We start from the raw sequence: 23,022 nt of genomic DNA on the forward strand, positions 1-23,022 counted from the left end.
GGACAGCGCCATGGACCCCGACGCGCTGCGCGCCGCCTTCGCCGTGGGCCGGTCGGGCACCGTCGGGCTCGAGGAGGAGCTGATGCTCCTGGACCCGGACACGCTCGACCTCACGCCGCGCGCCGCCGCCGTGCTCGCGCGCCTGGACGGCGACCCGCGCTTCAAGCCCGAGCTGCCCGCCGCGCAGTTCGAGATCGCCGGAGCGCCGGAGGCCTCGGTGCCCGCGGCGGCCGCCGCGCTGCTCGACGCGCGGCGGGAGGCGGTCCGCGCCGCGGAGGGCCTGGCGCTGCTCGGCGGCGCTGGCGTGCACCCGTTCGCCGCGGGTCTCGGAGCGCTCAGCGCCGGAGAGCACTACGACCTGCTGCGGGAGGAGTACGCCGCGGTCGCCCACCGCCAGCTGGCGTTCGGCCTCCACGTCCACGTCGCGATCGACGGTCCGGAGCGCGCGCTGGCCGTCTACAACGCGATCCGCGAGCACCTGCCGGTCATCGCCGCGCTCGGCGCGGCGTCGCCGTTCTACGAGGGGCGCGACAGCGGCCTGGCGTCGGTCCGCCCCAAGCTCGCCGAGCTGCTCCCGCGCCAGGGGATCCCGCCCGCCTTCGCCGCTTGGGACGACTACGCCCGGGCGCTGGGCTGGGGCGGCAACGCGGCCGCCTTCCCGGACGCGCGCTGGTGGTGGGAGGCGCGGCTGCACCCGGTCCACGGCACGCTCGAGGTCCGCGTCGCCGACGCGCAGGCGACCACCGCCGGCAGCGCCGCGCTCGCCGCGGTCATCCACGCGCTGGCCGAGACGCTCGGCGCGCGCCACGACGCGGGCGAGCTGCAGGCACCGGCCGAGAGCTGGAAGATCGCCGAGAACCGCTGGTCGGCCGCGCGCCACGGCGTCTGCGGGCGCTGGACCGATGTCCGCAGCGGCCGCGTGCGTGCGACGCGCGAGCACATCGGCGAGCTGCTGCGCGAGCTGGAGCCCGCCGCCGCGCGCCTGAGCTGCGCGGCCGAGCTGGCCGCCGCCGCTGCGCGCCTCGACGACCCGCCGCACGAGCGCGCCCGCCTCGCCGGGCCGCACGGGCTGGCCGCGTCGCTGGCCGAGCACTTCCTGGACGTCGCCGGCGTCCCCGGTCCCGGCGCATGGGCCGCGCCGGATCGTGGGTAGCGCGGCGGTGTGAGCAGCCTCGACGACGCGCACGCCCGGCCCGACGGCGCGCCCGATGCCGCGGTCGTGGCGGCGGGCGACATGAGCGAGGCGCTGGAGGTCGTCGAGCGCGCACGCGGCCACCTGTACGCCTTCCACCAGCTGATCGGTGAAGCGGATCTCAAGCTGGACGATGTCCTACATGGGCTCGAGGACCTCGGCCGCGACGACCTCGCGGCGCCGCTGCGCGACGAGCTGTTGGGGCGTAACGTCATCCCGGGGCGCTGGACGTTCCAGGTCGTCGAGGAGTTCGACGACGGCTACTGGTCGGTCTTCCGCGCCCACGAGCGCGCGCTGCGCGAGGCGCTGACCGATGGGCGCCGGCACGTCCACGAGGCCGAGATGAAGGAGCGCCGCCGCACGCACGGCGCGCCCGGCCACGACGCGACGCCCTGAGCCCGCGCGTATGCGCGGGGGCGCAGTGGGAACACCGAGGGCCATGAGCCGCTACCGCCTGGACTGGGACCGCCCGTTGGACGACGACATCCGCGCGGTCGCCGCGGCGCGGCTGGAGCACGCCGCGGACGGTCTCGGCGACGCGTCCGCCGACCGCGGCGCGGCGATCCACGGCGCGCGCAAGGACATCAAGAAGACGCGCGCGCTGCTGCGGCTCGCGCGGCCGGGGTTGAAGGACAAGGCCTACCGGCGCGAGAACGACGCGCTGCGCGACACCGGCCGCTCGCTGTCGGCCGCGCGCGACGCGCAGGTGCTGCTGGAGACGCTCGACGGGCTGCGCGAGCGCGCGGCCGGTCAGGTCCCGGAGGCCGCGTTCGACGGGGTCCGGGCGGTCGTCGCCGAGCGCGGCGCCGCGGCCGCCCAGGACGCCGCGCCGGACGTCGCGGGCGCCGTCGAGCGGTTGGGCGCCGCCGCGGCGCGGGCCGAGCGCTGGCCGCTGCGGATCGGCGACGGCGACGTCGCGTCCGCCATCGCCACCGCCTACGCGCGCGGTCGCGCAGCGATGAGGCAGGCGGAGAGGTCCGGCGAGGCCGAGGACTTCCACCAGTGGCGCAAGCGCGTCAAGGACCTCTGGTACCACCAGCGGTTGTTGAAGGACACGTTCCCGGAGCTGCTGCCCGCGCAGGCCAAGGCCACCAAGGAGCTCTCCGAGCTGCTCGGCGACGACCACGACCTCGCGGTCCTGCGCGAGCTGCTGTGCAGCGACCCCGCGCTCGCCCTGCCCGCGCTGCTGGACGTCATCGACGAGCGCCGCGCCGCGCTGCAGGCCGACGCGTTCCGGCTCGGCCATCGCCTCTATGCCGAGCGGCCGAAGGCGTTCCGGCGCCGCTTCACCCGCTACCTCGGCACCGCTCGCAGCGCGCCGCTGGCTCCGGCGTCATGATGTCGGCCGTGCCCGCACCAGGAACCCTCACCATCGCCGTCGAGAGCGACGACACCGCCCACGTGGTCCGCCTCGCGGGCGAGCTGGACCTCAACACCCGCGCCGAGCTGGACGCCGCGCTGGCGGCGCTGTCCAAGCCGCCGCAGATCGTCATCCTCGACGCCGCGCAGCTGATCTTCGCCGACTCGACCGGCCTGAAGTCGATCCTCACCGAGCACCGCCGGGCGCGCGAGGAGGGCTACGAGTTCGTCATCGCCGGCGCCGCCGGACCGGTGCGCGAGACGCTCCGCCTCACGGCGCTCGACCTCACGCTGCCGCTGGCCGCCAGCGTCGAGGACGTCCTCGGCCGCTGAGGCGCGGCGCCCGGGCTCAGCCCTGCGGCGGCGTGAAGCCGGGCGGGACGCCGCCGTCGCCGCCGTTGGGGCCGCCGTGGTCGTCGTGCTCCTCGACGTCCGGGATCGTCGAGGTGCCGCGTGAGCCGTCGGCGGCCCTGAAGCCGGCCTTGTCGAGCGCGGACTGCAGCGAGGCCTCGTAGGACGCCGAGGTGATCGTGGCGCCGGAGACGGCGTCGATCGCGGCCGACTGCTTCTGCAGCGCCTCCTGCTGGAGGATCGGCTCGGCCTGGCCGGAGATCTGGACCGACTTGGGTTCGTTGGCCTGCAGCTGCAGCGCCTGGATGGCGGTGATCCTGCCGTCCTTGATCGTGACCTTGACCTGGGCGTTGCCGTAACGCGTGGCGATCGCGTTGCCGGTGACGGTCTTGGTGATCCTGGAGCTGCTGCTGCTGCTGCTCCTGCTGCTCCTGCTGCTGCCGCCCGACGACGGCTCCGGCGGCGTGGCGGCGGTCGCCGAGGGCAGCGACGGCTCGTGCGGCTTGAAGCTCAGCACGGCGGCCATGCCCGCGACGGTGGCGGCGATGACGAGGGGTGCGCGACGCAACTTCATGTCCTTGGTCTCTTCCTAGAGGGCGAACGACTCGTGGTGGATGCGGTCCCTGGCGACGCCCGCGCGCCGCGCCTGCGCGGCGACGTGCTCCGAGAAGCCGTCCGGCCCGCACAGGTAGACGTCGCGCTGGGCGATGTCCGGGACCAGCGCGCGCAGCGCGGCGGCGTCCAGCGGGACCTGCTCGCGCGGCCCGACCAGCTCGTGGACGCGCCCGCCGCGGCGGGCGACCTGGCTGCGGACCTCGTCGGCGAGCACGACGTCGCCGGGCGCCGAGGCGCGCAGCACGACCTCGACGTCGACGCCGCGCTCGGGCAGCTCCTGCAGCAGCGCCCGGATCGGGGTGATCCCGACGCCCGCGCCGATCAACACCACCATGTCGCCCTGGCGCGCGTCGGCGGTGAACGCGCCGTAGGGCCCCTCGATCGCCACGCGCGTCCCGGGCGCGAGCGACGCCAGCGCGCGCGAGTGGTCGCCGAGGTCCTTGACCGTGATCCGCAGGTGGCGCCCGGTCGGCGCGGCGCTCAGCGAGTAGGGGTGCGCCTGCCACCACAGCCCGCGCCGCAGGAAGCGCCACTGCAGGAACTGGCCCCCGGCGATCGGCAGGCGGTCCAGGCGCCGGCCCTCGAGCAGGATCGAGTACATGTCCTTGCCCTCGGGATGGATCCCGACGACCTTGACCTGATGGCGCACTGAGCGCCAGAGCGGCAGCGCGACGCGGCAGCCGACGACCAGGACCAGCGCGCCGATCCACAGCGCCGTCCACCACGTCTTCGCCCACGGGTGGCCGACGAAGGACTCGCCCGTGTCGACCTGGTGCGAGAAGGCCAGGAACAACGCCAAGTACGTGTACAAGTGCACCGACCACCACGTCTCGTAGGCGAGACGGCGACGGGCCTTGCGGTAGGACGTCACGCCGGCGGCGATCAGCAGGACGAACGCGACGGTCGACGCGAGGATCCCGGGGTAGGTCCAGATCAGCTGGCCGAGCTGGTGCAGCAGGCCGTCGTGCGCGGCCTGGCTGTAGCCGACGACGATCAGGGTCGCGTGCGCGCAGAGCAGGTAGAGGGGGTACGGGCCGAGCCTGCGGTGCCAGGCGACCAGGCGGTCCTGGCCGACCGCGCGCTCCAGCGGCGGGCAGCGCGCGACGAGCACGACGACGACGAGCATCGCGTAGGCGGCGCCCAGCCCGGCGAGGCGCCCGCCCGCGGTCGCCCAGCCGCCGGCGGCGCGCAGCGAGCCGGCCGACTCGGCGTTGACGCCGAGCGCGAGCGTCGCGCCGAGGCCGAGGCCCGCGGCGACGGCCAGCGCGTCGACGGCGCGCGGGCGCTGGCGCGCGGGCAGGCGGCGGCGGGGCCGCTCGGCCGCGACGGGCGCCGGTGCGGCGGCGGGCGCGGCCTCGGGCGGCGCCGCGGCGGCTGCCGGGGCGGCCTCGGGCTCGCGGTGGTCGACCCACAGGCTCTCCATCGGCGCTCAAGATGCCGCGTCTCCCTGAGCGGACGCTGAGCGTGGCAGCGCTCTCAGCCCTCGCTCAGGATCGGCGCCGATCCTGAGCCCGTGCGCCACGTCCATGTCGAGCACGTGATGGGCACCGCGGTCTCGCTCGACGTCCGCGGGGCCGCGCCCGCGCGCGCCCGTGCGGCGACCGACCGGCTCGTCGCCTGGCTGCACGACGCCGACGCGCGCTTCAGCCCCTACCGCGACGACAGCGAGATCGTCCGGATCGACCGCGGCGAGCTCGACGTCGCCGACGCGAGCCCCGATGTCCGCGAGATCCTCGACCGCTGCGAGCGCCTGCGCGCGCAGACCGGCGGCGCGTTCGACGCCCGCGCGCGCGGGCGGCTGGACCCGAGCGCGCTCGTCAAGGGCTGGGCGGCCCAGCGCGGCGCCGACCTGCTGGCTGCCGCGGGCCTCACCGACTTCTGCCTCAACGCGGGCGGCGACTGCGCGGTGCGCGGCGGCGCGCTCCCGCACGACGCGTGGCGGATCGGCATCCGCCATCCGCGCGACCCGCAGGCGATCGCCCGCGCCTTCGCGCTGACCGACGCGGCGGTCGCGACGTCCGGCCTCTACGAGCGCGGCGACCACCTCGTCGATCCCGCGACCGGCGCGGCGCCGGAGGGCGTCCTGTCGGTCACGGTCGTCGGCCCCGACCTGGGCCTGGCCGACGCCTACTCGACCGCCGCCTTCGCCCTCGGCCCCGCCGGCCCCGAGTGGACCCTCGGCCTCAGCGCCGACGGCTACGAGGCGATGACGGTCCTGGCTCCGGACCGTGTGCTGCTGACACCCGGCTTCCCACCCGCCGTCGCCTAGCGCGGGAGCGGAAGCGTGACGCGGACCCTGCTGGTCCCGACCTGGAGGACGACGGGCAGCGTCGTGACGTGGCCCTTGCGCAGGACGCGGCCGACGCCGCGCAGCCAGGACGGCGCCGTGATCGTCGCGCGGTAGTGGCCGGGCGTGCCGGTCGCGCGGAGCTTGGTCCTCAGCGCGGGGAGTGCCAGCGCGGTGCGCTTGAGCAGCCACTGCACCGAGGCCGACGCGGGCCTGCGCCTGGCGACGGCCGCCGACGCGGTCGCGGTCGACCTGGTGGCCTTGGTCCTGACGAGCGGGTCGAAGGGCGTGTGGACGTCGCCGGCCACCCGCTGCATGGTGGTCTGCATCTGCTGGACCTTCTGCTGGTTCAGCTCGGCGAGGAAGGCGAGGATCGCTGCCATCATCGCCTTGATCGCCTCGACCTGGGCCTGCGCGGCGTCGTCGGCCGAGCCGGCCTCGCCCGCATCGGCGGTGGACTTCTCCGCTTCCAGCTGCTTGAGCAGGCTCTGGGCGTCGCCGAGCGTCGGCCTCTGGCCGGCCAGCGCGGCGGCGACCTGCTTGACGGTCGCGTTCGCGAGCCTGCTGCTCGTGACGGTCTTCGTCCACGGGGTCGGCGGCGGCTGCGGGACCACGGTGGTGCCCGCGGAACAGCCGGACGGGCACGTGAAGTCGATCGCGATCCTGCCGCCGGACTGCAGCTGGGGCTTCGTGCCGGTGATCGTGGGCGCGGCAGGCGCCGGGGCGGGAGCGGGCGCCGGGGCCGGAGCGGGTGCCGGGGCGGGCGCGGGAGTGGGATCGGGCGTCGGCCCGGGCGCGGCGCCGGTCGTCGTGTCGACGCCGTTGACGATCTCGCAGCCCGTCCACGTGTCGACGCCCGCGCGCGCAAGCAGCGTGTCGGTGCCGTCGCCGCAGTCGACGGCGTCGGCCGCGCCGCCACCGGCGGTCACGTCGACGTGGTCGTCGCCCGCGCCCGCGACGATCGCCTCGGCCGGGGCGGCACCCGTGAAGCTGTCGGCGAACGGCGTCCCGACGATCCGCCCGACGCCGGACAGCGTGTCGGTGACGCCCGCGACGGTCGCCGACGCCGGCGTCCCGCCCGTGTAGGTCAGCGCGCTGAGGGCGCTCGCGTAGGTCGCGGTGACGGTCCCGACGCCGGTCGCGCCCGGCTGGACGGTCAGCGTGTCGGCGCCGTCGCCGAGGCCGGCGACCACGTCGGCCGTCGTCGGCAGCGCGTGCCCGGCGAGGTCGCAGTGCAGCAGCTGCTGGGTGGCCGTGCAGACGCCCGACGGGTCCGCGGCGAAGCCGGTGTTGGCGTCGTTGCGGACGTAGACGACGCCGGCCTGCCCGCCGGCGGTGAGCGTCAGCGCGTCGGCGCCCGCCGTCCCGGAGATCGCGACCTGGCCGCCGGCGTAGGTCACGGAGACCGGGTCGGCGGCCGCGGCGGAGGCGGTGAAGGCGAGCGTGGACAGGACGGCCAGCACGGCCACGGGAACGGAGCGCACGCCCGAATGCTAAGGGACCTCGCGGCGTAGCGAAATGGCGCTGGACGCCCTGCGCCCTGCACCGTGCGATCAGGTCTTCGCCGCCGGCTCCAGCCGTCCGGTGAGCACGCCCATGCGCTGCGAGGCGCGGCGCATGGCGCCGGGCAGCTCGCCGGGCGCGGCGTCGCTGACGACGCGGGGCGCGCTGAGCGCGTAGTGCCGACCGCCGCGGACGACCTCCGCGCCACCGGCCGCCAGGACGTTCTTGACCCACTGCGCGCCGGCGCCGTAGGGGAGGGCGATCGCGAGCGCGTCGCCGTCGCGCTGGGCCAGGACGGGCGTCTTGTAGGTCTTGCCCGACCGGCGGCCGGTGTGGACGATCAGCGCGTAGGGCGGCAGGTACGGCGCCCACAACCTCTGCACCGGGTTGTTGACCCGCTCGTTGAACGCCGGCAGCCAGGCGGGCATGCGGGACATGTTGATGTCCTTGGGCATGGGCTAGGCCGACGCTGCGGGCAGCGGCCAGATCAGGCCGAGGTCGAGCACGCGGCGCTCGCTGGTGCCGTCGTGCAGGAGCGGTGGAGCGGGGCGGAGGGGGCGGGTGCCGGTCCCGGCCTGGCGCAGCCACTCGGCGACCAGGCCGAGGGCGACGTCGTCGGCGGTCGAGCCGTCGTCGGTCGGGCGTGTGCTGAAGAGCGGGTCGGCGATGACGCGGGGCGTCTTCGCGCCGGCGGTTGTGGACGCCCCGTAGGGCAGCGGCAGCAGGACCGCGGCGCGCGATCCCTCCGGCAGCCTGCGCGGCCAGCCGGAGGTCGTGAAGCTGCCGCCTTCGGCGCGCCAGGTCCTCTCGCGCGCGTCGCGCCAGCGCGCGTAGCCCGCGGCGTCGCTGACCTGGACGACGAGCTGGACGTCGATCGGCTCGGCCTCCGGCGCCTCGGCGAGCCTCTTGAGCTGGGCGAGCGCGGTCGTGGCCCGCACGACGTGCGGCGAGCGGTCCGGCTCGCCGCTGATGCGGACGCTGCCGTCGCCGCCGCGTCGCAGGGTGATCCTGCCGGGGTGGGGAAGGGGCATGCCGAGGAGGCTACGGCAGGATGTGGTTGACGTAGCCACCGTCGACCCGCAGCGCCCCGCCGGTCGTCGCCGAGGACTCCTCGGAGGCGAGGTAGGCGACGAGCGACGCGATCTCGGCGGGCTCGATCAGGCGGCCGATCAGCGACGTCGGGCGGTGCTCGGCGATGAACTTCCGCTGCGCCTCGTCCCACGGCAGCTCGTCGCCGACGAGCGAGCGGACGAAGTCCTCGACGCCCTCGGTGTGGGTCGGGCCGGCCATGACGGTGTTGGCGGTCACGCCGGTCCCGGCGAACGTCTGCGCGAAGCCGCGCGACACCGCGAGCAGCGCGGTCTTCGTCACGCCGTAGTGCACCATCTCGGTCGGCGTCACGACCGCGGAGTCCGAGGCCAGGAACAACAGCCGGCCCCAGCCGCGGTCGCGCATCCCGGGCGCGTACGCGCGCGAGAGCCGGACGGCCGACATCACGTTGACGTCCCAGAACCGCTGCCAGGCGTCGTCCTCGATCTCCAGCAGCGGCGTCGCGGCGAAGATCCCGAGGTTGTTGACCAACACGTCGATCTCGGGCAGCTCGGCCACGACCGCCGCCACGCCCTCCGGCGTCGAGACGTCGGCCGCGATCCCGGAGACGCCGAGCTCGGCGGCGACCGCGCCGACCTTGCCCTCCTCGCGCCCGTTGACCCACACCTGCGCGCCGTCCGCGGCGAGGCGCTCCGCGATCGCCCGTCCGATCCCCTGCGTCGAACCGCTGACGAACGCGCGCTTGCCCTCGAGGCTGCTCATGCCTCCGAGGCTAGCCGCACGGTCGCGCGCAGGCCGCCGCCCGGGCGGGCGGTCAGCGTCAGCGTGCCGCCGTGGGCCTCGGCGATGCTCTTGACGATCGCCAGGCCGAGGCCGACGCCGGCGTGGTCGGTCCGGATCCGCGCCGTCCCGCGGCGGAAGGGCTCGGCGAGCGTCGCGACCAACTGCGGTGACAACGCCGGGCCGGTGTTCTCCACCGTCAACTCGACGTGCCCGTCGCCGTCGCCGCCGGTCGTGACCCAGACCCGGCCGTCGCCCGCGTTGTGGACGATCGCGTTGTGCACCAGGTTGGTCGTCAGCTGCAGGAGCAACGTGTAGGACCCGAGCGCGGGCGCCGCGCCACCGGCGGTCTCGACCGCGATCCCGCGCTCCTCGGCCAGCGGCAGCAGCGTCTCGGTCGCCTCCTCGGCGGCCAGCGACAGGTCGACCGGCTCGCGCGCGAACGCGCGCTGGTCGGCGCGGCTGAGCAACAGCAAGGCCTCGGTCAGGTCGATCGCGCGGCTGTTGACGACGTGCAGGCGCTCGACCAGCTCGCCGTCGCCCGCCGCGGTCCGTGCCGGGTCCCTGGCGGCGACCTCCAGCAGCGTCTGGGTGATCGCCAGCGGCGTGCGCAGCTCGTGCGACGCGTTGGCGGCGAAGCGCTGCTGCTCGGCGACGTGCGCCTCGAGCCGCGCCAACATGGTGTCGAACGCGTCGGCCAGCTCGCGGAACTCGTCGCTGCGACCGGGCAGCGCGATCCGGTGCGCCAGCGAGCCGGTCGCCGCGACGCGCGTCGCGGCCGTGATCCGGTCCAGCGGCTCGAGCACGCGGCCGGCCAGGAGCCACCCGCCGGCCAGGCCGAAGACGAGCAGGAACCCCATCACGGCGGCGGCCATCGGCGCGAACGAGCGCCAGAGCGCGCCGTGGCTCTCGGCCAGGAACAGCACGCCGGGGTGCACGCCGCGCGACAGCGAGAAGTAGCCGACGACGAGCAGCACGGCGCCCGCGAGCATCACGAACCCCGCGTAGCTGAGCGTCAGCTTCATCCGGACGCTGAGGCCGCGCGCTCTAGCCACGGTCAGCACCACCCGTCGTGTCGATCCGGTACCCCGCGCCGGGCACGGTGGCGATCAGCCACGGCTCGCCGAGCCGCCTGCGCAACCCGGACACCGTGATCCGGACCGCGTTGGTGAACGGGTCGGCGTGCTCGTCCCACGCGCGCTCCAGCAGCGCCTCGGCGCTGACGACGCCACCGTCGGCCTCCATCAAGACCTCAAGCACTGCGAACTGCTTTCTGGTCAGCGCCACGTACTTTTCGTCGCGGTAGACCTCGCGCCGGAACGGGTCCAGGCGCAGGCCCGCGAGCTCCCGGACCGGCGGGCGGCTGTGGCCGCGGCGGCGGTCCAGCGCGCGCAGCCGCAGGACCAGCTCCTGCAGCTCGAACGGCTTGGTCAGGTAGTCGTCGGCGCCCAGCTCGAAGCCCGACGCCTTGTCGTCCAGCCGGTCGGCCGCGGTCAGCATCAGGATCGGCATGCCGCTGCCCGACGCCACGATCCGGCGCGCGATCTCGTCGCCGCTCGGCCCCGGGATGTCGCGGTCGAGCACGGCGATGTCATAGCTGTTGACGGTCAGCAGCGCCAGCGCGGTGTCGCCGTCGCCGGCGACGTCGGCGGCGATCGCCTCCAGGCGCAGGCCGTCGCGGATCGCGTCCGCCATGTAGGGCTCGTCCTCGACGAGCAGCACGCGCATGCCGTCAAGGCTACGGGCCGCGTATATCGCCGGCATATCGAAAACGTCATACGGAGCCGCAACGCCCGCACCCGTTCACTGCGCGGCGTGACCTACCACCGGACCCGGATCCGCCGACGCCGCGCCGCCGCGCTGCTCGCCGTCCTCGGCGCGGTCGCAGCGCTGATCGGCCACCGCTCGCCGCCGCCGATCCCGTCGCCGACGACGCTCGCCCGGCAGCTGACCGTCGCCGCGGGCGACCACTTCCACCGTGAGCCCGGCAGCGGTGCGCTCGGCACCGCGGGCGGCGCGCTGCCCGACGACGCTTCGGTGTTCGACGACAACTACCCCGGCATCACGAGGCTCGACCCGGACCTGCTGAGCGCGCTGCGCCGCGCGGCCACCGACGCGGGCGCGATCAGGTTCGTCGTCAACAGCGGCTGGCGCTCGCCGGCCTACGAGGACGAGCTGCGCAGGCAGGCGGTCGCCAAGTACGGCTCCGAGCAGGAGGCCGCGCGCTGGGTGGCGACCGGGACGACCTCGGCGCACGTCTCCGGCGACGCGGTCGACGTCGGGCCGACCGCCGCCGACTCCTGGCTGGCCCAGCACGGCGCCGCCTACGGCCTCTGCCAGATCTACGCCAACGAGCCCTGGCACTACGAGCTGCGCGACGGCGCGGCGACCCAAGGCTGCCCGCAGATGTACGCCGACCCCACCCACGACCCACGGATGCAGAAGTGACCAACCCCATGAACAAGCTCACGTTCCCCATCATCTTGGCGCTCGTAGCCCTGACCGCCGCGGGCTGCGGCTCGTCCGGCGACGGCTCCGCGAGCACGGCCGGGTCCGCGACCTTGGCGCGTGCGAGGGCGGTCAGGTTCTCGGCCTGCATGCGCACGCACGGCGTCGCCGACTTCCCGGACCCCAACAAGGACAACGACTTCGACTACGGCATCAGCGTCAGCGGCGTCGTCTGGACGAGGGCCGTCAGCGCCTGCAGGGCCTGGCAGCCGCCCGGGACGCTGAGCGCGAGGCGGACCCCGGCGCAGCAGTCGAGGACGCTGAGGTTCGCCGCGTGCATCCGCGCGCACGGCGTCAAGGACTTCCCGGACCCCGTCAACGGCGAGCCGGTCATCGACACCAACAAGATCCCGTCGGCCAACCGGCCCGGCGGCATGACGATCCTCAACGCCGCGACCGCCAAGTGCGCCGCGTACGGGCCGAAGCGGTGAGACCGCGCTGGGTGGTCGCGGCGGCCGTGCCCGTCGCGGCGGTGGCGATCGCCGTGGCCGTGTCCGCTTCCGGCGGGCACAGCGCCGCCGCCGCGCAGGAGCCCGCGGTCAGCACCGCGCCGGTGACGCGCGGCGCGCTGAACGACATGGTGTCCTTGACCGGGATCCTGACCCGCGCCGCGCAACCGGACGTCGTCGGCCGCGCGCGCGGGACCTACACCGCGCTGCCCGCGGCCGGCGCGACCGTCGGCTGCGGCGGCACGCTCTACCGCGTCGACGACGCGCCGGTGCTCCTGCTCTGCGGCGGCGTCCCGGCCTACCGGACCCTGCGCCTGGGCGACCACGGGCGCGACGTCCGCGTGCTCAACCGCGCGCTGCGCGTCCACGACGGCACCGCGTTCACGGAGCGGACCCGGCGCGCGCTGCAACGGCTGCAGCGCCGCAAGGACATGAAGATCACCGGCACGCTCCCGCTCGGCGCCGCGGTCGTCCTGCCGGGGAGCGTCCGGATCGCCAAGGTCGCCGCGCAGCTCGGCGCGCCCGCCCGCCCCGGCGCGGTCGTGCTCGGCACGACGTCCGACACGCTCGGCGTCGCGGCGAGCCTCGACGCCTCCCGGCAGGGCGCGGTCGCCGCCGGCGACCGCGTCCGGATCACGCTCCCGGACAACCGCACCGCGCGCGGGCGCGTGACGCGGCTCGGCGCGGTCGTCACCCGCGCGGGCGACGCGACGATCCCGGCGTCGATCGCGCTGGACCGCCCGCGCGCGGCGCGCGGGCTCGACCAGGCGCCGGTCGCGGTCGACGTCACGACGCACGGCGTCGACGACGTCCTCAGCGTCCCGGTCACCGCGCTGGCCGGCCGCGACGGCGGCGGCTACGCGGTCGAGGTCGTGCGCCCCGGCGGGCGCCGTGACCAGGTCGCCGTCAAGTTGGGGTTGTTCGACACCGCGGCCGGGCGCGTCCAGGTCGACGGTGCGCTGCGCGCGGGTGACCGCGTGGTGGTCCCGGCCGGATGACCGCGGCCGAGCATGTCCTACAACTGGACGCCGTGACCAAGGTGTACGGGTCGGACCCGCCGGTGCCCGCGCTGCGCGGCGTGTCGTTCGCGGTCGCGCGCGGGGAGCTGGTGGCGATCGTCGGTCCGTCCGGATCGGGCAAGTCCACGTTGTTGCACGTGATGGGCACGCTGGAGCGGCCGAGCGACGGCGTCGTCCGGATCGGCGGGGTCGACGCGGCGGGGCTCGACGACCGCGCGCTCTCGCGCCTGCGCGCGCGGGAGATCGGGTTCGTCTTCCAGCAGTTCTTCCTCGCCGAGCACGCGACCGTGCGCGAGAACGTCGCCGACGGCCTGCTCTACGCGGGCGTCGCGGCGCCCGAGCGCGCGGCGCGCGCCGGCGAGGCGCTCGAACGCGTCGGCCTCACGCACCGCGCGGGCTTCAAGCCGACCAAGCTCTCCGGCGGCGAGCGCCAGCGCGTCGCGATCGCCCGCGCGCTCGTCGGCCGCCCCGCGATCGTGCTCGCCGACGAGCCGACCGGCAACCTCGACAGCGCGACCGGCGCGTCGATCATGGCGCTGCTGCGCGAGCTCAACGACGACGGCGCGACGATCGTGATGATCACCCACGACAGCGCGCTCGCCGACGCGCTGCCGCGGCGGATCCGGATGCTCGACGGCCAGGTGGTCGCGTGAGCGGCGCGGCCGCGGCCCAGCGCCTGGCCCCGCGCGACGCGCTGCGCGTCGCGAGCACCGGCCTGCGCGCCCGCCCGCTGCGCGCCGCGCTGTCGGCGCTCGGCATCGCGATCGGGACCGCGGCGATCGTCGCCGTGCTCGGCCTGTCGTCGTCCTCGCAGGCCGGGCTGCTGGCCGAGATCGACCGGCTCGGCACGAACCTCCTGACCGTCGAGGCGGGGGAGAGCCTGACCGGCGCGCCCGCCCGGCTCCCGCAGGAGGCACCCGCCCGGATCGGCCTGCTGCACGACGTCTCGGCGGTCGCCGCCACCGCGCAGCTCAAGGACGCCAGGGTCTACCGCAGCCCGCTGATCCCCGCCGCCGACAGCGGCGGCATCACGGTCCGCGCCGCGAGCCTCGGCCTGCCCGCGGTGCTCGGGACCGGCGTCGCGCGCGGCGCGTGGCTGAACGCCGGCACGGCGCGCGAGCCGGTCGTCGTGCTCGGCGCGGGCGCCGCGGCACAGCTCGGGATCGACCGCGTCCTGCCCGGCCGCCGGATCTGGCTCGGCGGGCAGTGGTTCGGCGTCGCCGGGATCCTGCGTCACGCGCCGCTGGCGCCCGACGTCGACACGAGCGCGTTCGTCGGCGCGCCCGCCGCGCGCACCTACCTCAACACCTACAACCTGACCCCGAGCACGATCTACGTGCGCGCCGCGACCGGCCACGAGGCCGCGGTCCAGGCGCTGCTGGCGCGCACCGCCGACCCGCAGGCGCCCGACGAGGCCGACGTCAGCCAGCCGTCCGACGTCCTCACCGCGCGCGCCGCCGCGGCGGGCGCGTTCGACAGCCTGTTCCTCGGCCTCGGGATCGTCGCGCTGATCGTCGGCGCGGTCGGCGTCGCCAACATCATGATCATCTCGGTCCTCGAGCGCCGGTCGGAGATCGGCCTGCGCCGCGCGCTCGGCGCGACCCGCGGCCAGGTCCGCACGCAGTTCCTCGCCGAGTCGATCCTGCTGGCGGTGATCGGCGGCGTCGTGGGCGTCCTGGCGGGCGCCGCGGCGACCGCGATCTACGCGAGCACGAAGGGCTGGGCGGTCGTGATCCCGCCCCAGGCCTGGGCCGGCGGCATCGGCGCCGCGCTGCTGATCGGCGCGGTCGCGGGCCTGCTCCCGGCGCTGCGCGCCTCGCGCCTCCCGCCGACCGTCGCGCTGCGGACGGTCTAGCGACGCTCGTCCTCGCGCAGCAGGAGCGACACGATGGTCTTGGCGCTCGCCGGGTCCGGGTTGAGCTCGGGGTCGCCGCCGTGGTGCAGGAAGCGCTCGCCGAGCGAGACGATCCCGTCGGCGAGCACCGGCGGCGGGGCGGGCGCGGCGTAGGCGCCCGCCGCGACGTCGGCCTCGATCTCGGCGGCCAGCCGCGCGACCAGGCGCGGGCGGATCGGGCCGCGTGGCGCGGTCAGCAGCCGCAGGCCCGACGCGCCCTCGTTGGCCAGCAGCGCCCGGACCGCCGACTGGTCGGAGACGAGGTCGAGGAAGCGGTGGCAGGCCTGCTCGATCCGGGCGACGCCGGGCGGCGCGGTCGCACTCGCCGAGCTGGCGTCGGCGATCAGCGCGAGGTCGGCCCAGACGACGTCGCCGAGCAGGCGGTCGCGGTCGCCGGTCCAGCGGTAGAGCGTGTTGCGGGAGACGCCGAGCGCGGCGGCCAAGGCGGCCATGTCGAGGCGGCGCCCGGCGCGGACCCAGTCGCGCGCCAGCGCGAAGGCGGCGCCGGGCGTCGGCCGCGGCGCGGGCGGGGCGGCGGCGAGGGCCTCGCGGGCGGCGGGCGTGAGGTCGTCGACGGGCACGAGGTGACACTACAGCACCGTTGTCTCGACATGTGACACTTGCGCTTCTGTGTCACGTTCGGCTACGGTGCCCGCCCATGTCCCGGGTCACGTCGCTCGTCCTCCTGCTGCTGGTCGCGCTGTGCTGCGCCGCCGCGAACGCGTCGGCGCAGTTCATCGTCGCGCCGCCGAGGCCGCTGCCCAGGAGCTTCCTCTGGGGCGTCTCCGCCTCGGCGTTCCAGAGCGAGGGCCACACGACCGGCGCCAACTGGAACACCTACATCGCCCGCGACTCCAGGCCGGGCGCGGCGTCGCCGAAAGAGGCCTACAGGAACTCGGTCGACTTCTACACGCGCTACCGCTCCGACATCGGCCTCGCCGCCGGGCTCGGGGTCAACACCTACCGGATCTCGATCAACTGGACGCGCGTCGAGCCGCGGCCCGGCGTCTTCTCCGCCAAGGGCCTGGCGTTCTACACCAACGTGGTCCGGGCGATGCGCGCCAAGGGCATCCAGCCGCTGATCACGCTCAACCACTGGGACTACCCGCAGTGGGTCCTGGACCAGGGCGGTTGGACGAGCACCAGGACCGTCGACGACTTCGCGGCGATGACGCAGGAGGTCGTCGACCGCCTCGGCACGCAGGTCCACCTCTGGCTCACGTTCAACGAGGAGTTCTTCTACGAGTTCGTCGAGCAGGGCAACAACGACCTCAACCCGGTGCAGGTCCAGCAGGTCCGGGCCAACCTGATCGCGGCGCACGACCGCGCCTACGACATCATCCACAAGGGGTCGCCCGGCGCCAAGGTGTCGTCGAACTACGCGTGGCCGGGCAACGGCGCGCTGGCGAGCTTCGCGACCGACCCCTTCACCAACGCGGTCGCCGGGAAGCTCGACTACCTGGCGCTGGACTACTACTACCCGGCCTACGACCAGGCCAGGACGTTGTTGAACATCTCGGCGGGCACGTCCTACAACATCGCGCTCGACCCGTTCGGGATCTACACCGCGCTGCGCCAGATGCACGCGCGCTACCCGTCCAAGCCGATCCTGATCAGCGAGAACGGGATGCCGACCAGGAACGGCACGCGCGCCGACGGCGTGTCGCGGTCCAGGGCGCTGACCGACACCGTCTACTGGGTCCAGCGCGCGCGGGCGGCCGGCGTGCCCGTGTTCGGCTACCTGTACTGGGGCCTGACCGACTCCTATGAGTGGGGCAGCTACACGCCGCGCTTCGGCCTCTACCGGGTCGACGTCGACAAGGACCCCAGCTTGAAGCGCCGCCCGACGGCGGCGGTCCCGGTGTTCCGCGCGGTCGTGCGCGACCGCGGCGTGCCGAGCACCTACAGGTTGTCGCTGAAGCCGAAGGCCGCCAACTGCGAGACGACCGCGGTGGCCGCGGCCGACAAGGCGACCTGCCGGGCGGCGGCCGCGCGCGGGTAGGCTTGGCGGCGTGCCGGACGCCCCGCGTGAGGACGATCTCGGGGCGCTCTTCGCCCGCATCACGCGACGCCTGATCGCCGCCGAGGAGCCCATCCTCGAGCGCCACGGGCTGACGATGTGGGAGTACATCGCGCTGACGCGGGTCGCGCGCGGGCCGGACGGCAACCAGCTGGCGCTGGCCAAGGCCATCCACTACGACAAGACCCGGCTCGTCCGGCTGCTCGACAAGCTGGAGGCCGAGGGCCTCGTCGCCCGCGCGGCCGACCCGGCCGACCGCCGCTCCTACCTCGTCCGGATCACGCCCGCCGGCAGGCGGCGCCACGCGGCGGTCGTCAAGGACATCCGCGCGATGGAGGACGAGCTGCTCGCCGCCCTCCCGGCCAAGGAGCGCGCCGCGCTGCCGGGCGCGCTCGCGCGGCTCGCGAGCGGCCCGAGCGGCGACGAGGCCTAGGCCGCGGCGGCCGCCGCGCTCGCCTCGGCGAGCCCGCGCACGGTCACCAGCTCCTCCTCGATCGTCGCCATCTGCGCGGCGATCGCCTCGTCCGGCGCGCCGGCCGGGAAGACGATCGAGAACACGAACGCGCTGCCCGCGCCGTTGTGGAGCACGCGCATCTTCGCGCCGAGCGACGGGTCTCCGGGGCGGATCAGGTCGACGGTGCCGAGGTCGTGGTCGACGACGACCTCCATCAGCAGCTCGCCCGCGCCGGTGTCGACGCGCCAGTGCTCGCCGTCGCGCTGCACCGACTGCGCGAAGTTCGGCGCCCAGTCCGGGAGGCGCGTCGCGTCGGCGAGGATCGTGATGACGGCCTCGCGGGGAGCGGCGATGGCGATCTGGCGGGAGTCGACGATGCCGAGCTGCTCTGGGGAGGAGGAGATAGTAGGCATACGCGTATTGTTAGTACGATCGTACGGATTGTCAAGGCGCCCCGTCGCCACCGGCTTGATCACGATCCTGGCGCGAAGAGTCAAGAACCTCGATCGGTGGAACCGGTCACGTGATCTTGCATTCGAGGTACGCGGGAGTTTATGGTCGTTCACACGGCGCCCGTCCCCCTGACCGTGGGCGCCCTGCCCCACAGGAGGACATCGCAGTGCTCGCAGGAATCGCCGTGGCCGGCACGCTGCTGGCTGCCTCGGTGACGACCGTCGCCGTCGCCGCCGACGCTGTCGCCGCACCCCCGCCGCAACGAGCGTACGAGCTCGTCTCACCCGTCGACAAGGGCGCCTCCGACGCCAACGCCGGCGTCGGCGCGTCCGCCGACGGCGAGGCCGTCACGTACACGAGCTTCGGCACGCTGCCCGGCGCGCCGACCGCCGACTTCGGGACGTTCTACCGCGCGCAGCGCACGTCCTCCGGCTGGACGACGAACGTCCTCTCGCCGCTGCAGACGCTCCCGGACCGCACGTCGCTGGCCACGTCGATCAGCCCGCAGGACTTCACGCCCGACTACGACACGATGTTCACCGGGACGTTCGACCACACGGTGCCCCTCGTCGCCGAGGACACCAACGCGTCGGTCGACGTCTACACCTCCACCTCCGGCGGTGCCACGCGCTGGCTCACGGCCGGCCTCGACCCCACGGCCCACGGCGACACCGTCTACGCGGGCCGCTCCGCCGACGGCCGCACGGTCGTCTTCGAGTCCAACCGGCAGTTCGTGCCCGACGTGCCCGGCGACCCCGGCGACGACCCCGACCCCTCCACCGGCCTGCCGCGCATCCGGCAGGTCTACGCGCTGGTCGACGGTACCCCGCACATCGTCTCGCTCGTCGACGACGGCTCGGGCCACGACGTCCCGGCGCCCGGCGGCGCCCAGTTCGGCGCCGGCCGCACCACGCCGTACAGCTCCGCGCCGCCGGACCGCAGCGCGCTCTCGGCCGACGGCAGGCGCGTGTTCTTCACCGCCGGCGGCCAGCTCTACGTGCGCATCGACGGGACCCGGACCGTCCTGGTCTCCGCCTCGCAGGTCGTCGGCGCGGTCGGCGACCCCGCGCCGAGCGCCGACGCGAGGTTCGCGGGCGCGTCGGACGACGGCCACTACGTGACGTTCACCAGCTCCGACCCGCTGGTCGACGGCGCGACGATCGGCGGCCTCTACGGCCTCGACGTCGACGGCGGCACGCTGCGGCTGCTCGCCGAGACCAACATGGGGCTGCCGTCCGCGACCGTGCGCACGGCGCCCGACGGCTCGCGCGTCTACTTCGTCGCCTCCCGCGAGCTCGCGGGCGAGGGCACCGACTTCGCGGAGAACCTCTGGGTCGCGCACGCCGACGGCAGCAGGCACTTCATCGGCACGCTCGACGGCGGTGACAGCGCGATCGCCAACGGCAACGGGGAGAACCCGAACCTCGCGGCGATCACCGCCGACGGCACGCGCCTGGCCTTCCAGAGCGCGGCGAAGCTCGGCCGCTACGACAACGCCGGGACGACCGAGGTGTACGTCTACGACGACAGCACCGAGAGGACGACCTGCGTGTCGTGCCCGCCCGGCGGCGCCGACCCGGTCGGCCCGGCCGCGCTGCGCGATCCGGGCAACAACATCGGGTCGCTCCCGCGCAACATCACCGACGACGGCGACGTGTTCTTCGAGTCGCCCGAGCAGCTGTCGGACGCCGACACCGACGACAGGACCGACGTGTACGAGTACACCGGTGGCCGCGCCGTCCTGATCTCGACCGGGACGAGCACCGACACGCACTACGTCGACAACTCGACCGACGGCAGCTCGGTGTTCATCCGCACGCGCGACGCGCTCGTGCCCGCCGACACCGACGGCGGCTACGCCGACGTCTACGTCGCCCGCGTCGGCGGCGGCTTCCCGGTCACCACGCCGCCCGCCGCGTGCGAAGGCAGCGCGTGCCGCCCGGCGCCCACGCCGGACCCCGGCCCGCCCGCGGCGCCGCCGACCGTCTTCGCGCTCGACGCCGCGCCCGGCGCGGTGACGAGGGCCAGGACCACGTTCTCGGTCGGCGCGGTCAGCGCGGCGCGCCGCAGCGCGTTCGCGCGCACCGGCCGCCTGGCGCTGAAGGTGCGCGTCAGCGACGCCGCCGTCGTCACCGCGAGCGGTCGCGCCCAGATCGGGCGCAGGCGGGTCACGGTCGCGACCGGGTCCATCAACAAGCTCGCGGCCGGCAGCACGACGCTGACGGTGCGGCTGACGAGCGCGGCGCGCAGGGCGCTGGCCCGCAGCGGCCGCCTGACGCTCCGGCTGACCGTCGCGTGCAGCGACACGACCCGGACCGCGCACGCGACGCTCGTGCTCCACCACGCCAAGACCAAGACCACCAAGAAGGGCCGCTAGGGCGCCATGACCGACACCATCAACATGCTGCGCCGCGCGCTCCTCGGCCTCCTGCCGGTCCTGGCGCTGGCCTGCGCGCTCGCCGCGCCCGCCGCGAACGCCGCCAACGGCTTCGGCCCGGCGTCGTTCGACGTCTCCTCCTCCACCACCCAGGCGGGGGCGCACCCGGACCTCACGACCGCGTTCACCATGAACACGGTCCTCAGCATCAACGGCCCCACCGACGGCACGCTCCCGCGGGTGCCCAGCCCGGTGCCGATCGAGCCGCTGCGCGACGTCCAGCTCGCGCTGCCGGCCGGCGTGGTCGGCGATCCCACGCACGTCCCGCAGTGCGATCCGGCGACGTTCGGCGCCGGCCTGCTCGGCGGCACCGCGTGCCCGGACGCGACCCAGGTCGGCGTCGCCGAGCTGCACATCCAGCTCGGCTTCGGCGTGATCCAGGACGCGTGGTTCCCGGTCTACAACCTGCAGCCCAACGACGACCAGCCCGCCGCGTTCGGCTTCTCGGTCGTCGCGCCGAACATCCAGATCGGCATCCGCGTCCGCACCGAGAGCGACGCCGGCCTGACCGCGGTCATCACCGGGATCAACCAGGCCGCGCGCATCTACGGGCAGGCGCTGACGCTGTGGGGCGTCCCGTCCGACCCGTCGCACGACGCCCAGCGCGGCACGTGCCTGGCCGACAACACGAGCCCGTCGCCGCCTTCGCCGCAGGAGCTGTGCCCGGTGAGCACGCCGCGTGTCCCGTTGATGCGCAACCCCACGTCGTGCGGCGATCCCGCGCCGACCGCGGCGCTGGCGGTCGACTCCTGGCTGCACCCCGACGACGTCGTCCGGACCACGACCACCGCGCCCGCGACGACCGGCTGCGACGCCGTGCCGTTCAGGCCGTCGATCGCGCTGGCGCCCGACGGCGGCTCGGCCGACGCGCCGACCGGGCTGGACGTGACGGTCGGGATCGACCAGAACCGCGACGCCGACGGCCTCGGCGCGTCCGACCTGCGGCGCGCGGTCGTCACGCTGCCCGAGGGCTACACGATCTCGCCGTCGGCGGCCGACGGCCTCGCCGCCTGCGACGCGGCCCACGTCGGGATCGGCGCCGCCGGTCCGGCGGCCTGCCCGGACGCGTCGAAGGTCGGCAGCGCGAGCATCGTCTCGCCGATCCTCGCCAGGCCGCTGACCGGCCCGATCTACCTCGGCCCGTCGCCGGAGTCCGGCATCTACGACCTGTTCGTGGTCGTCGAGGGCTCGGGCGTCCGGCTCAAGCTGCCGGGCGTGATCGACACCACCAGGTCGAGGACCGGCCAGATCACGGCGACGTTCGACGCGACGCCGCAGCAGCCGTTCGACACGTTCAGGCTGCACTTCGACGGCGGCGACCGCGCGGTCCTGGCGGCGCCCACGACCTGCGGGACGGCGGACGCGACCGCGACGCTGACGCCGTGGTCCGGGACCGCGCCGGTCACGACGACCGCGGCGCTGACGCTCGGCGGTGGCGCCTGCCCGGCGTCGCTGCCGTTCGCGCCGAGCCTCAGCGCGGGGCTGAGCGACAGCCGCGCCGGGAGCAACCCGGCGTTCACGCTGACCGTCGCGCGTGAGGACCGCACCCAGCCGCTCGGGGCGATCACGTCGGTGACCTTGCCGCCCGGTCTCACCGCGCACGTCGGCTCGGTGCCGCGCTGCGCCGAGCCCGCGGCGTCGAGCGGGACGTGCCCGGCGGCCACGCGCGTTGGGACGATCGCCGTGGCCGCCGGCGCGGGACCGCACCCGTTCCGGCTGTCCGGGATCGCGTACCTGACCGACGGCTACAACGGCGCGCCCTACGGGCTCAGCCTCGTGGTCCCGGCGCTCGCCGGTCCCTACGACCTCGGCACGGTCGTGATCCGCTCGGCGATCGACGTCGCCCACGACACGCGGATCACCGTCCGGACCGACCCGCTGCCGCAGATCCTGGCGGGCATCCCGCTGCGGTTGCGCAGCGTCGGGCTGACGCTCGACCGCGCGGGCTTCATGGCCCCGCCGACGAGCTGCACGCCGAGCGCGATCACCGCGAGCGTCGCGGCGCCGGGCGGCGGGCCGTCGACCACGCTGTCGCAGCGCTTCGCGATGACCGGCTGCAGCAGGTTGAGGTTCTCGCCCAGGATGTCCATCACGGCGATCAAGAGCACCAAGAAGGCCGGCGCGGGACTGCACGTCACGCTCACCCAGGGCGACGGGCAGGCCGGGCTGAGGTCGGTCGGCGTCGCGCTGCCCAAGCAGATCGTGATCGGGCTCAAGCGCCTGGGCAAGGTCTGCACGGGCAGGCAGCTGGCGGCGCTCGCCTGCCCGGCGGCCTCGAAGGTCGGCGGCGCGAGCGCGGTGACGCCGCTGCTGTCGGCGCCGCTGAAGGGCGCGGTCTACCTCGTGCAGTCCGGCGGCTCGCTGCCCCAGCTCGTGCCGGTCCTCCAGGGCAGCGGGCTGACGGTGCCGCTGATCGGGACGACGACGTTCGCCAGGGACCGGCTCGGGACGACGTTCGGGACGATCCCCGACGTGCCGATCCGGCGCTTCGACCTCGACCTCCCGCACAACCGGCGGGCGTTCCTGGAGACGGTCTCGCTGCCGTGCCGCGGCACGGGCGCGGTCGTGACGTTCCTCGGCCAGAACGGCGCGAAGGTCGTGCGGACGGTGCCGGTGACGGCGCGCTGCGCGGACAGGCACGGCGGCTGAGG

At 75.0% G+C, this 23,022-nt stretch carries 24 protein-coding genes; 14 read left to right on the forward strand and 10 right to left on the reverse strand.

The window, feature by feature from the left end:
* Window positions 1–10 precede the first annotated feature (10 nt).
* Genes H030_RS0111860 through H030_RS0111875 form a run of 4 tightly spaced genes read left to right on the forward strand, consistent with a single transcriptional unit; the run spans window position 11 to window position 2,884 of the window.
* Window positions 11–1,153 carry a carboxylate-amine ligase gene (locus tag H030_RS0111860; protein WP_027006266.1) on the forward strand — a complete coding sequence of 381 codons (1,143 nt, stop codon included), beginning with the start codon at window positions 11–13 and terminating at the stop codon, window positions 1,151–1,153.
* Between the two features lie 9 nt (window positions 1,154–1,162).
* On the forward strand, window positions 1,163–1,588 hold the full coding sequence (locus H030_RS0111865) for a hypothetical protein (RefSeq protein WP_027006267.1): 426 nt from the start codon (window positions 1,163–1,165) through the stop codon (window positions 1,586–1,588).
* Between the two features lie 43 nt (window positions 1,589–1,631).
* On the forward strand, window positions 1,632–2,531 hold the full coding sequence (locus H030_RS31460) for a CHAD domain-containing protein (RefSeq protein WP_051222382.1): 900 nt from the start codon (window positions 1,632–1,634) through the stop codon (window positions 2,529–2,531).
* An 8-nt stretch (window positions 2,532–2,539) separates the two neighbouring features.
* Window positions 2,540–2,884, forward strand: coding sequence for an STAS domain-containing protein (locus tag H030_RS0111875; RefSeq protein WP_196809093.1), 345 nt, complete (start codon window positions 2,540–2,542; stop codon window positions 2,882–2,884).
* A 16-nt stretch (window positions 2,885–2,900) separates the two neighbouring features.
* On the opposite strand, the gene H030_RS31465 is transcribed toward H030_RS0111875, so the two are convergent.
* Window positions 2,901–3,476, reverse strand: a complete 576-nt coding sequence (locus H030_RS31465; protein WP_051222383.1) for an FMN-binding protein — start codon at window positions 3,474–3,476, stop codon at window positions 2,901–2,903.
* A gap of 15 nt (window positions 3,477–3,491) precedes the next feature.
* Window positions 3,492–4,940, reverse strand: coding sequence for a ferric reductase-like transmembrane domain-containing protein (locus tag H030_RS31470; RefSeq protein WP_051222384.1), 1,449 nt, complete (start codon window positions 4,938–4,940; stop codon window positions 3,492–3,494).
* A gap of 90 nt (window positions 4,941–5,030) precedes the next feature.
* Between H030_RS31470 and H030_RS0111890 the strand changes: the two genes are divergently transcribed.
* Window positions 5,031–5,786 carry an FAD:protein FMN transferase gene (locus H030_RS0111890; RefSeq protein ID WP_027006269.1) on the forward strand — a complete coding sequence of 252 codons (756 nt, stop codon included), beginning with the start codon at window positions 5,031–5,033 and terminating at the stop codon, window positions 5,784–5,786.
* Here H030_RS0111890 and H030_RS39685 read toward each other — a convergent pair.
* The 6 genes from H030_RS39685 to H030_RS0111920 all read right to left on the reverse strand — a co-directional run bounded on the left by H030_RS39685 (window position 5,783) and on the right by H030_RS0111920 (window position 10,865).
* Complete coding sequence (locus H030_RS39685; RefSeq protein ID WP_196809094.1) at window positions 5,783–7,288, reverse strand: hypothetical protein; 1,506 nt, start codon at window positions 7,286–7,288, stop codon at window positions 5,783–5,785. The two genes, H030_RS0111890 and H030_RS39685, sit on opposite strands and share 4 nt — an antisense overlap.
* A gap of 69 nt (window positions 7,289–7,357) precedes the next feature.
* A complete protein-coding gene (locus H030_RS0111900) occupies window positions 7,358–7,762 on the reverse strand; it encodes a nitroreductase family deazaflavin-dependent oxidoreductase (RefSeq protein ID WP_027006271.1) in 405 nt (134 codons plus the stop codon).
* Window positions 7,763–7,765: 3 nt separating this feature from the next.
* A complete protein-coding gene (locus tag H030_RS0111905) occupies window positions 7,766–8,338 on the reverse strand; it encodes a hypothetical protein (protein WP_027006272.1) in 573 nt (190 codons plus the stop codon).
* Between the two features lie 10 nt (window positions 8,339–8,348).
* A complete protein-coding gene (locus H030_RS0111910) occupies window positions 8,349–9,119 on the reverse strand; it encodes an SDR family NAD(P)-dependent oxidoreductase (RefSeq protein WP_027006273.1) in 771 nt (256 codons plus the stop codon).
* Window positions 9,116–10,192, reverse strand: a complete 1,077-nt coding sequence (locus H030_RS0111915; RefSeq protein WP_027006274.1) for a sensor histidine kinase — start codon at window positions 10,190–10,192, stop codon at window positions 9,116–9,118. The genes H030_RS0111910 and H030_RS0111915 overlap by 4 nt, the downstream gene beginning before the upstream one ends.
* Window positions 10,185–10,865, reverse strand: coding sequence for a response regulator transcription factor (locus H030_RS0111920; RefSeq protein ID WP_027006275.1), 681 nt, complete (start codon window positions 10,863–10,865; stop codon window positions 10,185–10,187). The genes H030_RS0111915 and H030_RS0111920 overlap by 8 nt, the downstream gene beginning before the upstream one ends.
* Before the next feature lie 87 nt (window positions 10,866–10,952).
* Between H030_RS0111920 and H030_RS0111925 the strand changes: the two genes are divergently transcribed.
* From H030_RS0111925 to H030_RS0111945, 5 genes are read left to right on the forward strand one after another with little or no spacing between them, the layout of a single operon-like run.
* Window positions 10,953–11,585, forward strand: coding sequence for a M15 family metallopeptidase (locus tag H030_RS0111925; RefSeq protein WP_081690712.1), 633 nt, complete (start codon window positions 10,953–10,955; stop codon window positions 11,583–11,585).
* A gap of 8 nt (window positions 11,586–11,593) precedes the next feature.
* Window positions 11,594–12,076, forward strand: coding sequence for a hypothetical protein (locus tag H030_RS31475; protein ID WP_035126138.1), 483 nt, complete (start codon window positions 11,594–11,596; stop codon window positions 12,074–12,076).
* Complete coding sequence (locus H030_RS0111935) at window positions 12,073–13,092, forward strand: hypothetical protein (RefSeq protein WP_027006277.1); 1,020 nt, start codon at window positions 12,073–12,075, stop codon at window positions 13,090–13,092. Before H030_RS31475 ends, H030_RS0111935 begins: the two co-directional genes overlap by 4 nt.
* Window positions 13,089–13,766, forward strand: a complete 678-nt coding sequence (locus H030_RS0111940; RefSeq protein ID WP_035126139.1) for an ABC transporter ATP-binding protein — start codon at window positions 13,089–13,091, stop codon at window positions 13,764–13,766. The genes H030_RS0111935 and H030_RS0111940 overlap by 4 nt, the downstream gene beginning before the upstream one ends.
* Window positions 13,763–14,968 carry an ABC transporter permease gene (locus H030_RS0111945; RefSeq protein WP_027006279.1) on the forward strand — a complete coding sequence of 402 codons (1,206 nt, stop codon included), beginning with the start codon at window positions 13,763–13,765 and terminating at the stop codon, window positions 14,966–14,968. The genes H030_RS0111940 and H030_RS0111945 overlap by 4 nt, the downstream gene beginning before the upstream one ends.
* On the opposite strand, the gene H030_RS36950 is transcribed toward H030_RS0111945, so the two are convergent.
* The gene (locus tag H030_RS36950; protein ID WP_051222386.1) at window positions 14,965–15,588 is read right to left on the reverse strand and encodes a QsdR family transcriptional regulator; all 624 of its coding nucleotides are present in this window, start codon (window positions 15,586–15,588) and stop codon (window positions 14,965–14,967) included. The genes H030_RS0111945 and H030_RS36950 overlap by 4 nt on opposite strands.
* A gap of 77 nt (window positions 15,589–15,665) precedes the next feature.
* On the opposite strand from H030_RS36950, the gene H030_RS31485 reads away from it, so the two are divergent.
* Both H030_RS31485 and H030_RS0111960 read left to right on the forward strand, forming a co-directional pair.
* Window positions 15,666–17,009, forward strand: a complete 1,344-nt coding sequence (locus H030_RS31485; RefSeq protein ID WP_051222387.1) for a glycoside hydrolase family 1 protein — start codon at window positions 15,666–15,668, stop codon at window positions 17,007–17,009.
* Window positions 17,010–17,019: 10 nt separating this feature from the next.
* The gene (locus H030_RS0111960; RefSeq protein WP_027006280.1) at window positions 17,020–17,460 is read left to right on the forward strand and encodes a MarR family winged helix-turn-helix transcriptional regulator; all 441 of its coding nucleotides are present in this window, start codon (window positions 17,020–17,022) and stop codon (window positions 17,458–17,460) included.
* Here H030_RS0111960 and H030_RS0111965 read toward each other — a convergent pair.
* On the reverse strand, window positions 17,457–17,894 hold the full coding sequence (locus H030_RS0111965) for an SRPBCC family protein (RefSeq protein WP_051222388.1): 438 nt from the start codon (window positions 17,892–17,894) through the stop codon (window positions 17,457–17,459). The two genes, H030_RS0111960 and H030_RS0111965, sit on opposite strands and share 4 nt — an antisense overlap.
* A 206-nt stretch (window positions 17,895–18,100) precedes the next feature.
* Between H030_RS0111965 and H030_RS0111970 the strand changes: the two genes are divergently transcribed.
* Together H030_RS0111970 and H030_RS0111975 are read left to right on the forward strand one after the other, a co-directional pair.
* Entirely contained in the window at window positions 18,101–20,311 is a 2,211-nt protein-coding gene (locus tag H030_RS0111970; protein WP_155891987.1) for a TolB family protein, read from the forward strand.
* Window positions 20,312–20,317: 6 nt separating this feature from the next.
* Window positions 20,318–23,020: a hypothetical protein gene (locus H030_RS0111975; protein WP_027006283.1), complete on the forward strand. Its 2,703-nt coding sequence runs from the start codon at window positions 20,318–20,320 to the stop codon at window positions 23,018–23,020.
* Window positions 23,021–23,022 lie beyond the last annotated feature (2 nt).

The sequence above is a fragment of the Conexibacter woesei Iso977N genome (assembly GCF_000424625.1).
Taxonomy (GTDB): Bacteria; Actinomycetota; Thermoleophilia; order Solirubrobacterales; family Solirubrobacteraceae; genus Baekduia; species Baekduia woesei_A.